The organism is Puia sp. (genome assembly GCF_035546395.1).
Lineage (GTDB): Bacteria > Bacteroidota > Bacteroidia > Chitinophagales > Chitinophagaceae > Puia.
Map to the genome: position 1 here is coordinate 1 of NZ_DASZXR010000010.1, position 16,093 is coordinate 16,093.

The 16,093-nt window shown below is 53.6% G+C and carries 8 protein-coding genes; all 8 read right to left on the minus strand.

All coding sequences use genetic code 11. The features are described from left to right. Positions 1-4,068 (minus strand): amino acid adenylation domain-containing protein (locus VHE34_RS09990; protein WP_325587312.1); only part of this gene is annotated, 4,068 nt, incomplete at its 3' end. Between the two features lie 9 nt (positions 4,069-4,077). Then, positions 4,078-5,844, minus strand: coding sequence for an NAD(P)/FAD-dependent oxidoreductase (locus tag VHE34_RS09995; protein WP_325587314.1), 1,767 nt, complete (start codon positions 5,842-5,844; stop codon positions 4,078-4,080). 12 nt (positions 5,845-5,856) lie between these two features. Next, positions 5,857-6,168, minus strand: coding sequence for a hypothetical protein (locus VHE34_RS10000; RefSeq protein WP_325587316.1), 312 nt, complete (start codon positions 6,166-6,168; stop codon positions 5,857-5,859). A gap of 5 nt (positions 6,169-6,173) precedes the next feature. Beyond that, on the minus strand, positions 6,174-6,539 hold the full coding sequence (locus tag VHE34_RS10005; protein ID WP_325587318.1) for a hypothetical protein: 366 nt from the start codon (positions 6,537-6,539) through the stop codon (positions 6,174-6,176). Positions 6,540-6,541: 2 nt separating this feature from the next. Further along, positions 6,542-8,983: a penicillin acylase family protein gene (locus tag VHE34_RS10010; RefSeq protein ID WP_325587320.1), complete on the minus strand. Its 2,442-nt coding sequence runs from the start codon at positions 8,981-8,983 to the stop codon at positions 6,542-6,544. A gap of 19 nt (positions 8,984-9,002) precedes the next feature. After that, the gene (locus VHE34_RS10015; RefSeq protein ID WP_325587322.1) at positions 9,003-10,097 is read right to left on the minus strand and encodes a VOC family protein; all 1,095 of its coding nucleotides are present in this window, start codon (positions 10,095-10,097) and stop codon (positions 9,003-9,005) included. An 11-nt stretch (positions 10,098-10,108) separates the two neighbouring features. Further along, a complete protein-coding gene (locus tag VHE34_RS10020) occupies positions 10,109-12,202 on the minus strand; it encodes an aminotransferase class I/II-fold pyridoxal phosphate-dependent enzyme (RefSeq protein ID WP_325587324.1) in 2,094 nt (697 codons plus the stop codon). A 244-nt stretch (positions 12,203-12,446) separates the two neighbouring features. Beyond that, positions 12,447-16,067 (minus strand): hypothetical protein, encoded by a 3,621-nt coding sequence (locus VHE34_RS10025; RefSeq protein ID WP_325587326.1) that lies wholly within the window; start codon positions 16,065-16,067, stop codon positions 12,447-12,449. Between the last annotated feature and the right edge of the window lie 26 nt (positions 16,068-16,093).

The window sequence follows — 16,093 nt, forward strand, 5'->3', positions numbered from 1 at the left end:
GGTCGGCAGCTCCAGCGGCAGCACCCCCGTCAGCCGGCTCTTCCAGTAGCCCAGCTTCCCGGCCAGCACCTCCCCTTTCAGGTGGTTGCGCTGCCAGATGGCATAATCGGCATATTGCAACGGCAACGGCAGCAGACCCGGTGGCCGCCCCGCCACCCCCGCATTGTATAATTCCATTAATTCATTCACGAGAATAGTATTCGACCAGCCATCGGTAGCGATATGATGCAACACGACCAATAGGATCCATCCACCGTTTTGCAGCGTCACCAGCTGAGCCCTTAGCTTACAATCCACGGCAAGATCGAAAGGCTGCCGGGTGAGTGACAAAAGCAGCGCCTCGAGAGGGGCACCGCCCTCTTCATAGCCTCCTCCCTCGATGATCCCCAGTGCCCATGAATAGTCTTCCGCTATCCACTGATAGGGCACCCCTGCCTCCTGGCCGATCATCGTACGCAGCACCTCATGCCGGCGGATCAACGCCTGGAAGGCCCGCTCCATTGCCGCCGGATCGATATCGCCAGGGAGCTGCAAGGCCATAGGATTATGGTAGGCGACGGTTCCCTCCAGCCGGTCGATGAACCACAGCCGCTCCTGGCTGTAGGAAAGGGGCATCCTGGATGTCGTGCGTGCTATCGGCGTCAGCGGCTCCTGCACCATGCGTTCCCGTCCCGACCAAAATGCCAGCAGCGAAGAAATGGTCGGATGATCGAATAATTCCCCGATGGATATCTCCATCTGCAGTTGATCGCGCATTGCGGTTATCAGCCGGATGGCAAGCAACGAATGACCGCCGGACTGAAAAAAATCATCCTCCAGGCCTATCCGCTCCAGTCCCAACAGGGTCTTCCAGATTGCCGTCATCCTTATCTCTGCCTCCGTTCGTGGCTCCTCATACGAGGCTGCATCGACACCTTCTTCCGTTATGCCCGCCAATGCAATTCTATCCAGCTTCCCATTGCCGGTCAGCGGCAGTTCCTTCACCCTGATGATCCGTGCCGGGATCATATATTCCGGCAGCCGCATCCGTAAATACGCTTTCATTTCCGACGCATCGAATACATCGCTTCCCGCCAGGTAGACCACCAACTCCTGTCCGCCGTGCTCCCTTTGACGGGCCGCCACCACCAGGCGCAGCGCCGGATCATACTCCTTTAGCATGGATTCGATCTCTCCCGGCTCTACCCGGTAACCGCGGATCTTCACCTGATCGTCCATCCTGCCGATATACTCGATGCTGCCATCCGGCAGCCACCGTACCCTGTCCCCCGTTTTATAGGATAAGGCCCATTCACCGCTTCCGTATGGGTTGTTTACGAACCGGTCCCCGGTCATCTCCGGCTGATTGATATATCCCCGGGCAAGCCCGGGACCGGATATATATAATTCACCCGGCGCCCCCACCGGGCAAAGGCGTGACATTTCATTCAAAACATAAACCCTGGTTCCCGGAAACGGCTTACCCACAGGCACTCTTCCGGAATGACTCCGGTCGGTCCGGACAACATGCAATAATTTACCAATGGTGGTCTCCGTTGGACCATAATGGTTGACGATGCTGCAACTGCCGCCGGATGCGGCGATCATCTCGGCGACATGGCCATTCAATGCCTCACCGCCGAAGATCAATAATTTATTGGGTAACAGCAGATCATGCCCGCTGCTCAGTGCCGCCCAATGGGACGGTACGATCTTTAAACACTCGATCTGTTCCCGTTCAAAATATTCCCGCAGCGCCCGGGCATCGCTCAACATGCCCTGCGGGAACAGATGCAAAGCGGCGCCGGACAACAAGGCCCCATAGATCGATGTGTTTCCCAGGTCGGCCGATAGCGTCGAAACCAGGGCGAACGAACGACATTTTCCGGTGTTCGCCATTTGTTCCAATCCCTCCGCATAATCCAAAAGGCTTCGATGGTCGATCAACACTCCTTTCGGTCTGCCCGTCGACCCGGAAGTGTAGATGACATAGGCGCCGGCTTCTGCACCCGGTTCCATATCCATATCGGCATCGCTCTCGAGGCTGATGACGGCATCCTCCAGGTGCAAGTCGATCAACTGCAGGTCATTCAGTTGTGGATGCCCGACCACGATAGTCGCTACCCCATCCCTCATCCGGCTGCTGCATATCAGCACCCCAGGACAGATATCTTCCAGGATGTATTGCATCCGGTCGGCCGGATTCGCGGGATCGACCGGAACGTAGACGCCGCCCGCTTTCAGGATGCCCCAGATTGCGATGAGGCTGTCTATTCCCGCTTCGAGCACCATCGGCACCAACCTGTCCTTCCCAACTCCCTTGCGTCGAAGATAGCGGCCCAGCTGGTTCGATCTCCTGTTCAGCTCCCGGTAGCTGAGTCTCGTATCTCCGTACACGAGGGCAGTTGCTTCAGGCGACCTTCTGACCTGCTCATTCCACCTCCCCACAACCGTGGTCCATTTACGGAACCGCTTTTCGCCTGCCGCCGTCTCCCAGTCCCCCACGGGGAACACCTCCGCCAGTCGACGCCGTTCCGTCTCGTCCATCAGTTCCAGTTCATCAATCGCCTTGTCAAGGTCTCCTGACACCCGTCCAAGCAGGTTCATATAGTGATTCAATAATCCCTCCATCGCATAACGGGAATAAAGCTCCCTTCGATAAACGATATCGATGGTCAACTCCCTGTTGATACCCGATAGGGCAATGGTGAGATCGAATTTCGGCACGATCTTTTCAAAAGTCTCCGGCTCCATCCGAAGACCCGGCACAAGGGTTCCCTCCCCTCCCGGCGCATTTTCCAGAACGAACATGATACCGAACAGGGGAGCTCGCCCCGCCTCCCGCCTGATACCAAGAGCTTCTACGATCTTTCCAAACGGTACCTCCTGGTTCTCCAACGCATCTAGCGTCGTTTGCTTCACCTGATGCAGCAATTCCCGGAAACACATCCCGGCCCGGAGACTGCTCCTGATGACAAGTGTATTGGAAAAAAAACCAATAATTCGTTCGGTTTCATGCCGCTGCCTCCCGGCAACCGAACTCCCGACACCAATGTCTTCCGCTCCTGTATGCCGGAACAGCAATACTTTGAATACACTCAACAACAACATATACTGCGTAACCTGCTCCTGCCGTGACAGCATTTGCAGCGCGCTCGTAACATGCTCTTCGGCCCTCGCACTCACGATCCCTCCGGGTTGCCCCGCCGTCTCCGGCAGTTGATGCTCCGGAGGAAGGTGGAAGACGGGCATTCCTTTCAACTGCTGGCGCCAGTACAAAACCTTGCCATCGAAAACCTCGCCCGAACAACTGGCCCTTTGCCAGGCTGCGTAATCCCGATACTGAATGGGCAGAGGCTGCAGATCTGCCGGCCGGCCAGTGACGGCAGCCGAATAGAGGCTGGTCAATTCATTGATCAGGATACCGACCGACCATCCGTCCGCAGCAATATGATGAAGCACGAGCACTAGAATATGCTCCTGCTCTCCGATACAAATCAATCGGCATCGGAGCATATAATCTGCGGCCATGCGAAACGGTTCGTCGATCAGGCCGATGATCCGCTGTTCAAGCAACGCCGGATCACCGGGGTCCGCCGGCACCTCCGTCACCGTCATCCGCCAATCATCGGCGGGTATAACCTCCTGGTAGGGAACCCCGTTCTCCTGGCGGATTACGGTCCGCAGGATCTCGTGTCGCACAACCAGCTTTCTGAGGGAATCTTCCAGTATATTTCTTTCCAGGTGGCCCCTCAACCGCAACACCGAAGGCAGATGGTATGCCCTGCTGCCTTCCTTCTGGTCTACGAACCATAACCGCTCCTGTGAAAAAGACAATGGATATCGACCCGCCCCCCCCTTTTGACGGAGTATCGGCAGCTGCCTGTCGTCGTCCTTTTTCAGCTGGAAATGCTCATTCCTGAGAAATTGAACGATCGACTCCTTACTGATCCTGATCCTGCTTAGCAGACCTTCATCAACCTCCATTCCTTCCGGCACCCGTAATTGCAACTGGTCCTCCTGTAGCGAAATGTCAATGCCCAGCTTCTTTGCCGCATGAACAAGCTCTAACGTGTCGTTGATTTTCACAAGCGAAGGTTAAATGAATTGAACCTGCCGGTCCACAGGTTGCTCCTGGTCCTTCCCGGTTTGGGTATCGAATCGGTATAGCTCCCTCAATTGATCATCGACCTCTTTCAGACCCCTCACCTCCGTGCGGGGAGAGAACAACCTGTCCTCTGCCCACCTCCCGGGATCGAGGCTTACGCCCCATACATTGATCCAATAAGGGTCCGGCAAAAGACTTAGTGTCTCCGGCATGCAATCTTCCAGGATCATCCTGAACAGCACCTGCGCAAAATCCTCGATATACCGCATGGCCTCCCGGTAATCACTCACCAGCTCATCGGCAGTTTTGCCGGGCCGCAACACCCGGTCATAAAGCGTTTTGATGAAGGGCACCGCGAGGTAATCGATAAAGCGGAACGAGAAGCTCCCACGCGATCTGCCCGACCACTCCACAAACAGTTTCCGGATACGGAGACTTAAGACGCTGAATGAATTGATCACTTCCCTTACCCTTATGAATTTCTTGTCATCCAGGAAGATAGCATTGAACATCTGGGGTGCCGCAATCGTCCAGCCGACAACGATATCCCACAGATAGCTCAACGACTCCACCTGGGGGTTCCCAAAATAGGGATACGAGGATTGAATATCCGCAATAAGCCATTCATTCTGAGAGATGATGAATTGATCATAGAACTGCACTCGCTCCCGATCCACAACTCCCAGGGAAAGGTCGTCCTCTATCAATCTGGTTATTGCCATATTGGTCAGGCCGATCAGGTTCGATCCGGGTGAGTAAAAGGGGTCCGGGAACACCGCTGCCTCCCCGGTACAAGCCCACCGGTGCTCGGACATGATCTTTCTTGACGAATAACTGTAATGCCTCAACCCGAGAAAATCCATTACCTCGAAGGACCTCATATGATCGGCCACCTCGGGGTACCGATGCCGGATCCAGGCCTCGGCCTTCGAAAGGGTGTTCAGATCGCTGTATGATTGCACCTTTTCGTCTATCACGACGCCGATACTGGTATTGTTGTTGGTGAGTGGAATGATCCATATCCAGAATCCGGGCCCCATCAAATGCGTCGTCGAATAGTACCGGATCCGGTGGGGCACCCGCTGGTGCCACTCCCGGTCGTCCGCGGATACGAGATCGCTGACGTCGAATCTTCCTTTCACCCGGAACCAGACGGCGCTGCACTTGCTGTCGACCTGCTTGCGAAATCCCAGTTTTTTTTGCAGCAACGATCTCCTTCCCGTCGCGTCGATCGCCCATCGGCAGGTCACATGCACTTCTTCCCCCCCCGCATCGAGGTAGACTACCTCGTGTCCGGCGCCCTCCCTGAGCTGGATATCCGTCACTGATACTCCATCGACGATCCTGACCCCATTGACCCGGTTCAGCCAGGCAAGGTCGTTCTCAAATTTCCCCCTGTCGATCTGGTAGGAATCCACCGGCGAGAATTTGGATAACCCCACCTCCGCAAATTCGCCAAACTGCTTGCCCTCTTCCCTGAAGAAATATCGAAGTCCCGCCTTGACATATTGATCGTTTTTCAGATAACCCGAAAGCTGTAACACCTCCCGGAAATAATACCCGGCGATCTCAACGGTCGATTCCCCAACCTTGTATGCTGCCTCCCGCACAGGGAAGCGGTTCTTTTCCAGAACGAGGATATTGATCGCCGGGATCGTCAATGTGAGCTGCCGGGCCAGCGATAACCCGGCAAGACCTCCACCGCTTATGATCACATCATAAGCGTACGGCGACACGGTTGGTTCGGCTGTTTGCATAATGATCGCTTGCTAGTTGGTGGTAGTGGTTTCCATCGAAGCCTTATCATTTTTCTCCTTTTCTTCCGCGCTGAAGGTCACCCGGAATCTCAGATCGGACAATTTCCTTTCGTGGTTGACCCGGTAACTGAAATTGTCGAAACTTTCCAGATCGGCCACGATATGCTCCATCGCATCTTCCTTTCCGGCGGGAGTCACAAAAAAGATCGCAGCGGTTAGCCTTGTCAGCAAATTTTCATAGGGAAGCGCCCACTCGCTTACGATCCCTCCGTCCTTGAGACGGGACAATACTTCTTTCACGTCGTTGATTTCTTTTACGTACATGGTGTTTATGTTTTTAGATTGATAATTGATTGCCGCCGATTCAGCGATTGCCGGAACAAATACCCGGTCAGCGAGCCTAAACCCGCCAGAAGACCTCCGATGATCATACACACCAGGATCAACCCTCCCCAATGACCAAGATGCAGCAGGCGGGCGATTCGTGTCGCCAGGATATGGTCATTTCGTACCGAACGGATAAAGATCAGCGCTCCCCACACAAGTCCGTTACCAAGAAAACCCTGTAAAAAGGACGAACGCCCGCTTTTGCCAAAACAAAATCCACCGACCATAGCTATCGGGACTGTCGACCACCAGAAAGGAATAAGGAAATTGGCCAGCAGCGAGCCGGCAAAGACCAGGATAAAAACCATATCTATTTTGGCTTGATTGTAAGGGTAGATAGAATTCCGGCCCCACCCCGTTTCCCGGAAGGCAGAAAGATCAGTTCGTTCAACCGCCCATCCCGCCAGCCCTCGAACAGGTTATCGTAATAATAGCTTCCAGGATTGCCCGACTGTCCCCCAGGTAAAATGCCGTATCCCCTGACCACAGGCCCCAACTCGACCACCATCCGCCAGGATGGACCCGTGCGGTCGGAAACCGCATCGATTGTATTGGGCGCTCCGTCAACACTGTAAGGTCCGATGCCGAACATGGGGATCCCGCTCGGGTGACCGATCAGGCATAGCCGGCTGTTTCCCCACTCCCACCGGCTATCCATATCGCCCAGGTTCTTCCGTAGCCCGGCAACGGCCGTAGAGTAAGCTCTGTTGATCACATCGGTAGCCGTCTCTCTTCGTCCGGTACGCTTATCATCGATCCAACCGGAGCCGGGATCTCGCAGGATCAATGCCGCAGTCTTTTGATTATCGGGCCAGGGCAGCGGTATCTTGCCATCCGCCTCAAGATCATCCGACCAGATTTCCCGGTATAACTCATCCCACCATGCCGTAAAAACAGTCGCTCCGATCGAATGGCGTTTGTACTCGAGGTCCCAACCCCGCAGTTCCTGTAACACCAGCTTGTCCCCGGGGATGCGGGTGCTGTCAAGTTCTTTTAACATCTGCGGCAGCACTTCGGAAGCAAGTTCGCTGTAACTATCGGCTTGTAGCAGGCGAAAACTGTCAACGTTGATGGCCGACATGCCCGAGAGGCGCATATTGATCCTCCTCGCCCTGTCATTGGGTTCGAATAGACCGGCAATGATATAGGGATAACTGGAGTCGGTGAGCGATTGATTCGCCGAACTGACAAACTTCCTCGGCGGATCAAGGACATAAGGCGTTCGATCCGCCGGTATCCATCCCTTCCAGTCATTTGCCGACCGGCTTCCATCCAACAGGACGCGCACCCGGTCCCGCGACCCGATGGGAAACCGACCAGCGGAAGTGATGGCGATTTGGTTGTCATTGTCCGCATAGACGAAATTCTGGGCGGGACAGCAGAAATAGGTCAGGGCATTCCGGTAGTCTCCATAATTCCGGGCCCTGTTGAGAAGGTAAAAGGTCTTCAACTCATTGGAAATTTCGTGCATCGTCCATCGCATGGCCAAACCATCCAGGGGACCAGGCCGGTCCGACAACTGATCGGTGGAGTGCCTTTCACCATCATAAACGACCGGTCCATGACAGGTAGAAAGAACGGTATCGTATTCCTTCCGCCCTCCCCTGAGCGTGAATTCCTCCACCCGGCGCTCCACCTCCCGCCATTCACCGTCATACAGATACTCCTTCTTCGTCGCGTCCCGGAACTTCACACGGTACCAATCGATCACTTCGGCGGATGTATTGGTCACTCCCCAGGCGATCTTGCTATTGTATCCGATCACGACACAGGGTAACCCCGGTATCGAAACTCCATATACATTTTCACCGGGACTCTGCAGCTGCACTTGATACCAGATGGACGGCAGGGTTAGCAACAGGTGAGGGTCATTCGCCAGTAACGGGTACCCGCTCGCTGTCTTGCTGCCATTCACCGCCCAATTGTTACTTCCGATCCCCTCGGGCCAGTGCTTTGCGCTTACGATCGCCGGCAGGGCAGCAACGTTCCTGCCGGCGCCGGCCGTCCTTTCCCCGGGCTTGAAGTTCCAGGGGGTGTTCACCGGTATTACAGGCTCCGGATTGGCAGATGGTGAATACAACTCATTGAACTTTCCCTGCCCCAGGATCTCCAATGCGTTCGTCATCTTGAATGCGGATTCGCCTCCCGTCAGTGTCTCGGCCATTAATTTCAACACCAGCAGACTGTATAAAGGCCGCCAATGCTGTGGCTTGTAGCCGAACAACTTGAACTCCACCGGGTAGTCCGCCTCTCCGAGCCCGTCGATATATGCATTGACACCCGCCGCATAGCCTTCCAGGGCCGTTCGGGTATCCGGATCGCCCATGACGGAGTCCAGGGCGCGCTGCGCCGCATAGGCAAGTCCGATACGCCTCTTGAACATATCCCGGCCGAGCACCCCGCGGCCAAGTACTTCGGATAACCTGCCGGCAGCCGTCCTCACTTCCATGTCCATCTGCCATAACCTGTCCCTGGCAGTGACATATCCCTGCGCAAAAAAAAGGTCATAGTCACTCTCCGAAAAAATATGCGGCACTGCATTGGAATCATATTGCACAAAGATATCGGCATGCGCTCCGCGGAGCCTCATCGCTCTGTCGCCCGAAAGCTGCCGCCTTTCTGCATTCTGCCAGACACCTACCGACGGACTCAGGAACCCGCCCAACGGCGGCAACATTCCGATCCGTAACTGCAGGATGGCGATAAAGGCGCTTAACAGAAAAAGTGACGCCAGCATTCGAAGTATTCGCATTTCAGTCGATTGATATTTCTCAGACTTTTTGGATCTCCATTTCCTCGGCCCTCTTCAGCACATTGATATTGTTTAGCGCGAACCCGCAGTACCCGTTCACCCGCTGTACGATCTCATATAGAAAGAACGGCCGGTCACTGATCGGCTTGATGAACTTTTGCAACAGGTAGGTGTCCTGTTCCTTGTCGATCAGGATGCCTTCCTCCTGCAAACTATCGAGGTCGATCCCCCTGAGATCGGGGTTATCACGCAACAACGCATAATAGGAGTCCGGAAATCGAACGAATTCCACATTCTTCTCCCGGAAAGCTCTCGTGGTGGCTACCATATCATCCGTTGCAAATGCGAGATGGTGAATCCCGGGACCAAAGGTCTCGATATTCTTCTGAACCTTGGATTTGCTCATGTAGTTCTCCGGCTCGGCAATGACAAGCGTAAGCTTCTTATCCGGAGATTGATTGATATTCAGTAGCATCCCGGTCTTATTATCCTCCCCGGTGCCGATACTCTGCACCATACGGGTACCGATGGCCTGCGTCAGGTAATTTGTCCAATATCCGCTTTCGTTGATCCGAACTTCGCCGGCGATATGATCGATGGCTTGCAGACGCACCTTGCCGGCCCCGGGCGGTCTCTTCAACCGCCTGTAACCGGGTTTCCATGCCCCATTGTAGGATTCCCTGTTGCTAAAGACGATCTCGGAATGATCATAGAATTTTACGGCTGCCTCCTCGATAAACCCCGTCTCGTCCTCCAGCCGGGTCGGAAATTTCACCGGGATCGCCCCCCCGGAAATGCTCCTCTCGAAGGCTTGCTTCACCGAAGGAACACGCAGAGCCACCCGTTTGACCCCACAATAGTTGGCCCTAACGAACGCGGCTATTTCCGCATCCCCCCTTTCGGCGCCAATCGGATAGGTTGAAGACAGCACCACCGTAGCGTCTCCGCTTTCCATCACATAGGACGAGATCCCAGCCCGCCCGGACTCGAGATCCGAACAGGCGACAGCGGTGAACCCCAAAGCCTCGGTATGCCAGTATGCAAGGGCCTTGGCCATGGGAGTATATATTTCCACGTAATCAATGGTGTGATCGGCAAGGACAGACTGTTTCATATCGGTGTTTTTTAATTTGCTAATGCCTCCTCTTTTTCCAACGCCGCCGCGGTATCCGGCTGTCCGCCTACCCTCGATTTCAGATAGGCTGCCAGCTGCCTCAACCCCAGGTCGATGTTCTCCAGTGATAGATTCGAAAAGGTCAACCGGATCTCGTTCTCACCCCCGTCGCCAAGATAGAAATACCGCATCGGGCAGAATATTACACGGTGCTTCGCAGCACAACGGAATACGTCCTCGCTGTCGACCTTGAAGGGAAGCGACATTTTGATGAAAAAGCCGCCGTCCGGCTCATTCCATGTAATGCCCTTTGCCCAGGTTTTCTCGAATCGCTTTATATACTCGTGTAAACCGGCGATCATCAAATTCCTTTTCCGCTTATAACTCTCGAATTTCGGTTTGTTCCATTCGCTCAATGTGCACCCCAGCTCCAGCAGGACTCCTCCCACTATCGCCTGGGTTATGGCCGACGTATTGTTGGTCAGCTGGGCCTTCACTTTTACCATCTCGTCAATCAACAGCGTCGTTTCCCCATCTTCATTCTCGATCCGCTGATCGGCCGCAATAAGCCCTACCCGTAAACCCGGGAACAGGGATTTCGAGAAAGACCCGACATAGATCACCCGGTTATACCTGTCCAATGACTTCAGCGTCGGGTTCTTTTTCTGAGCATAGGTAAAGCTGTTATACACACTGTCCTCGATGATCAGGAAATTGTATTGCCTTGCCAGTTCGAGAAGCCGGAGCCGGTTCCCCACCGGCATACAGGCTCCCGACGGATTCTGATAATCCGGTATCACATAGAGTAGCTTTACCTTCCTGCCCGTCCTGTTCAACTCGATGATCCGGTTCTTTAGGATCCTGAGATCGATGCCTTCTTCATCGATCGGGACGCCCGAGACGGCATAGTCGAACACCTTCGTAAAACTGCTCAGCCCGATATAGCTGGGATCTTCGACAAGGATAACGTCCTTTTCCCGGTCGCAGATCGCGGACACAATGACGGCAAAGGCTTCCTGGGCGCCGACCGTCATCAGGATATGCTCCCCCCTTACGTTGATATTCTCGTCGTTTCGCAGATACTCCGCCAGTATGTCATTGACGATGCCCTTGGTCCGGTTATATTGCCCGATCTTGTTGACTACCTGCTTCTTGGCCTTACCGGTCAACCTGACCTCGTGGTTGACGAAAAGATCGAATTTCGAGATCTGATTCTCTATGTCGAAAAACTCCTCGTCAGGCTGTCCGGCGACGAAGGACACCGCATCGGGGAATTTGTATTGGATATCGTTCAAAAACCCGATCACATTATTGAAGCCTTTGCCGATATAGGTGTTCAATGGATAGTTGCGCAGGATCAGATCCTGCTCGGGCAACAAAAGGTATTCGATAAGCTTTTCCTCGAGGTGCTCCAGGCAGTTGAAGAGGTCATCAAAGGAATCGATGATAAAATACTCCGATTGCAATTTATAAGGGTTATATGGCGTACGGAAGATATGCCCGACCTCGAAAGGGTACTTCGGCACATCCTCCTTAAGGATATTGGATGTCTCCTCTGCCGAAGTAATGATCGCGCCGCCGTACGCCCGGTACTCCCCGTCTTCCCTGATGATCCCCATCTCGTAAGTGTACCAGTATAAACGGCCGAGGAAATCTATAGCCCGGTCGTTATTTACATATTTTAAGGCTATAATACTATACGCAGTAAGGAATTTGATGAATTTGTCATTGGTCAGCAGCGGCAAATGACCACACACATCATGAAAGATATCCGGCTGTTCGCTGAAATCGATCTCGTGCGGCTTACGGATCGACACATTCACCGGATATTGTTTGTTGATAAGCATATAAAAGAAGTCCCGTGTCGGAATGAGCCCTGTTACGGGGATCAGTGTCCATCCCGAAATGACTTCCAGTCTCCTGCTGGTCTCCTCGATCCGGATAACCCTCTCCTTGCTGAGCTGCAGCTTGTTGAATCCGATCAGATATTCCTTGCTTACCGCACCGCTGTTGCGTTCCTGCTGTCTCCTGCATAAGGTCTTCCAGGTCTCATGATCCTCGGGGGAGTACACGTCATAGTTTTGAGAAACAAGTACTTGTTCCATAATAAAAAATATTTGATGATTGAAAGAAGATATCCCGGGGGCGTGGGAATGGAATAGAGCTATCGCTACAGCATGTAACATGCTCTCTTCTCAACGGCGGGGACTAACCCTCGGACAGATACTTGGAATGGCTGGAATTTGCCGTTGCGCCTGTAAAATAATTGAAAACAAAAAGAGCAACCATGCGCGACTACTATTTCTGACTTCGGGTAGTACGAAAAAATAATTTAAAGATTTTAGCAGTTCAGAAGATGTTCCTGCTGTTGTCTCGCTGATCGAAGTCGATAAGTTTCGCATAAGGATCGATCGCAACCCTTACCGGTTTCACCGGCAGGATCATTTCTATCCTGTGCACGCCGGGCCCGAATTTCATTCTCTTTAGAAATAAGACATTTTCCCGGCGCAGCCCTTCCTTATCGGCGCTGTCGGGTCCGAAGGCGCCTATTTCTATATGATCCTCCATGTTTGGATCCGGAATTTCCAGGTCACGGTCATCCATAACCATTTTCTCCGTCCTTACTTCCATCGTCAGAACATATTTTCCCGAACTTGCCGACGGTACCACCGTCGCCGATATGATCCGGTTATCGTATCTTGTCACCCGGCGCCAGCCGTCCCTCAAATAATACTGAAATGAGTCCGGAACATGCTTTTGCAAACAGCCGTAAAGAACAAAACCGGCCCTGCCCTTCAATGGCCTCCGGGGGTCGCAGGAATCGGCGAATTCGCGCAAAGCGGTATTGATACTATCCTCACCGATCAGCTCCTTTAACCCGTACAACAGGAAACCCGCCTTGATCTCCTGGTCATATCGCCTGGTAGAGGACAACAATGGCTCCTGATTGTCTCTGCTGCTCGCGATAGCATAGTCGGAGAGCTCCTGCTCCCTTAGAGCTCTTCCGTAGTAGGAACCGTATCTCCTGTCATACAGGACAAGCGCACAATAGGTCGACAACCCCTCCGCAACGGCAGACCCCTCCTTCATCGCTTCAGGCCGGTAACCGAATCGCCACCACTGGCCGGCCAACTGCCTCGCTGTATAGAAATAACAATAATCCGCCGGGCCATCCGGTCTTATCCCATTTCGCAGATCGGCATTCCATGCATAATATTCCGCATCGGTGATCAGCCCGGGATAAACGGCTGAGTACGGTCCGTAATTGGATGTTTCGGCAAGCCTGATCTTCGCCGCCGGGTAATCTCCAAAACTCGCAGAATAGTACTTTAGCCCATCCCGCAAGGCGGCTGTCAATCTCCGCGTATTTTGATCCTGTCGGCCAACATGGTATATCCCGATGCCGATCGTTCTTCCCGATGACAGGACAACGCTGTCTTTTTCTTCATCGTAGGCGGCGGAAAGCACTGCATAGGGAGCGGGTACCGTGGATTCCCATTTGTACTCGGCATATCGCCGGCCCCCCCTGCTCCACTCCCTCGACACCCGGCCCGGCGCCAACGCCACCTGGTCCGAAACCGTGCTCACCGTAATGTCCATCGACAAAGGAGAAGCCTGCACAGCCGGACGGATGATTGCCATCGGGGCAAGCCCGAATTCCTTTCTTTCCGCACTTTCCGTCAACTGCCTGCCGGGGTCATAACCGGTAACAGGAATGATCCCTTGCAAATATGTCCCGTTATGCAGGATGTCCGTGCCATACAGATCGTTGCAGAAGCCCCGGTACTGCGTCGATACCCATAGCTCCAGATCGATGGAATCGCCCGGCTGGAGGGGCTGGGTTAAATGATAGACCCGGCACCTGCTCGTATCGAAGGCCGGCCTCAGAAAATCATAACTTCCCCTTGGAAAAAGTAGCGGCGACGTATACCCGACGGCGGCTCCGCCTCGTGAGACCCGATAGTCCGTGAAACGGTCTCCGTCCAGCAATATACTGTCGATACGGCTAACGGTCGTATTGACAAAGGTGATATGGCCACTTGCCTGCATCGAATGCCCGCCTGGAAAAATATCCACATCCATTTTCAAACGGGAAAGCGTCGGGACCGGCATTTGCGCATATGCCGACATTTTCTTTTCATACTCCGCCATTCGTCCCTCCTCTTCCTTGTCCGTAAGATAATTGTTCAGATAGCTCACATTATAGTAGATATATCCGCCACAGCCAAGAAACAATACCACAAGCACCGCGGCCAGCAAGACACTTCCTGCCCGGATGCGCCCGCGCAGCTGGCGGATCCGGTCTCCCATCGATAGAATGACCCCTCTCCCGTATACCAGATACCCCAACCATAACAAGATACCTCCGCCCAACGACCAATAGACGGTGAACCAATGCACCCCGGCCGCCATATGCCCCTGTCCCTCCATGTCCGAATAATTGAAAAAGGGCGTGACGGAAAATAGCAAAAGGTGATAATTTATTTCCATACTCCCTGGCAGGAAGGAAGTGGCCGTGAACCAGGCCAGTATCCCCGCCGCATGCGCCGCAAATTTATTGTTGATCAGGACATGGACCATCAACGAAAGCATCGCCATCTGGAAGACCCCCGGCAACAGCAGCGTAAAATAGGCGTCTGCCATTAACCCCGCATTGAACTCCAGGTAATCCTTCGCCCACTGCACAAGGAAAATGACCACTCCGGGTACCAGGATCAGAAACGCGCCGAGGAGGAAAAGGGCAATGGCCTTCGAACCGTAAATAACCCAGTCCGGTGGCGGAAAGGTATCACTGATCACGGCAAAACGCGCCGATCTCTCGCGATGCACCGATTCCCCGGCATAGAAGATCAGGACAAGGAAGAGATAGGGGAAAATATCGTTCTTGAAGGAATTGATCAGCGCAACGGTCCTCGGCAGATCCCTGACCTGGTAATTCTCCGCGCCCAACCAAAAAAAGAAGACCAGGAACAGTAGGTATGCCGCCAGAATGATCCTGAAAAAAATGTCCCGGCTGAAGTTCTTTATTTCCACCCGGACGAGGGTCTTCATACACCGCAAAATATATTTCCGCCCGAATCGGGGTAAAATGAAGGGCATTTTTATCGCCTCTCCGATGAGCCGGTCCCCCTTTCCGCCAGGCTTCTTTCGCTCCCTTGCGGGAACGAGGAACCGGCCGAAGCTGAACCGCGAATAAGTATAGAACAGGATCAGCACACCAATCACCGTCCATATCAGCCTGTTTACCAGGAATAACCCGCTGAATGGCAGAACGGCGGAATTCCTCGTTGCCGGGGGATAGCTCCCGGTAATAAGCCTGACAGAATTGAACGCGAAGGGGTCCGCCAACTGGGAGAAGACGGTATTATTCGTGAAATCGAAATAGACCCTGGCAGCCAGATAAGCCAGCAAAAGGATGACAGCGCCGCTATAGATCACCCGGATGCTCCTGCTGACGGCCACCAGTCCGAAGAAAAGACAGGCAGGAAAAAAGAAGTCAGGCAGCAGAATCGTTGCAAATGCACCGAGATACCGGGCGCCGCCGTCCGGTCCCAGTCTCTCAACCGGTGTCCACCCCGTATTCGCCCCGACCCTGGTTCCGATAAAGATCCCCAACAGGATCAGCAGTCCCGACAAGGCCACGAAAAAGAAGGATCCAAGAAAACGGCCCCAAAAATAATCGCGTTCCGAAATGGGATAGCTTAGGTAATACTCCCTTGTATGATATTCGATATCCCGGTATAAGGATAACCCCATCAGGAATGATACGGGCAGAAGAAGCAGGATGCTGATCATTGCCGAAAATCGTTCGATCACCGCAGGCGCATTGTAAAATTGCCCATCGCCGGCCGCAACCAGGCCGCCGGCAAACGCCAATAGCGTCAGCAATGACGGCCCCAGCAGGTAAATATACACGATCGGCTGCCGGGCTTTATACCTTAATTCAAACAGGAAGATCTTGGTAAGCATCGACGTATTTTGAATAAAGAATATGG

Bases quoted from the DNA above. Each gene is read 5' to 3' on its own strand.
- VHE34_RS10015 (WP_325587322.1), bottom strand. From the start codon at position 10,097: ATGAAACAGTCTGTCCTTGCCGATCACACCATTGATTACGTGGAAATA.
- VHE34_RS10025 (WP_325587326.1), bottom strand. From the start codon at position 16,067: ATGCTTACCAAGATCTTCCTGTTTGAATTAAGGTATAAAGCCCGGCAG.
- VHE34_RS10005 (WP_325587318.1), bottom strand. From the start codon at position 6,539: ATGGTTTTTATCCTGGTCTTTGCCGGCTCGCTGCTGGCCAATTTCCTT.
- VHE34_RS10010 (WP_325587320.1), bottom strand. From the start codon at position 8,983: ATGCGAATACTTCGAATGCTGGCGTCACTTTTTCTGTTAAGCGCCTTT.
- VHE34_RS10000 (WP_325587316.1), bottom strand. From the start codon at position 6,168: ATGTACGTAAAAGAAATCAACGACGTGAAAGAAGTATTGTCCCGTCTC.
- VHE34_RS10020 (WP_325587324.1), bottom strand. From the start codon at position 12,202: ATGGAACAAGTACTTGTTTCTCAAAACTATGACGTGTACTCCCCCGAG.
- VHE34_RS09995 (WP_325587314.1), bottom strand. From the start codon at position 5,844: ATGCAAACAGCCGAACCAACCGTGTCGCCGTACGCTTATGATGTGATC.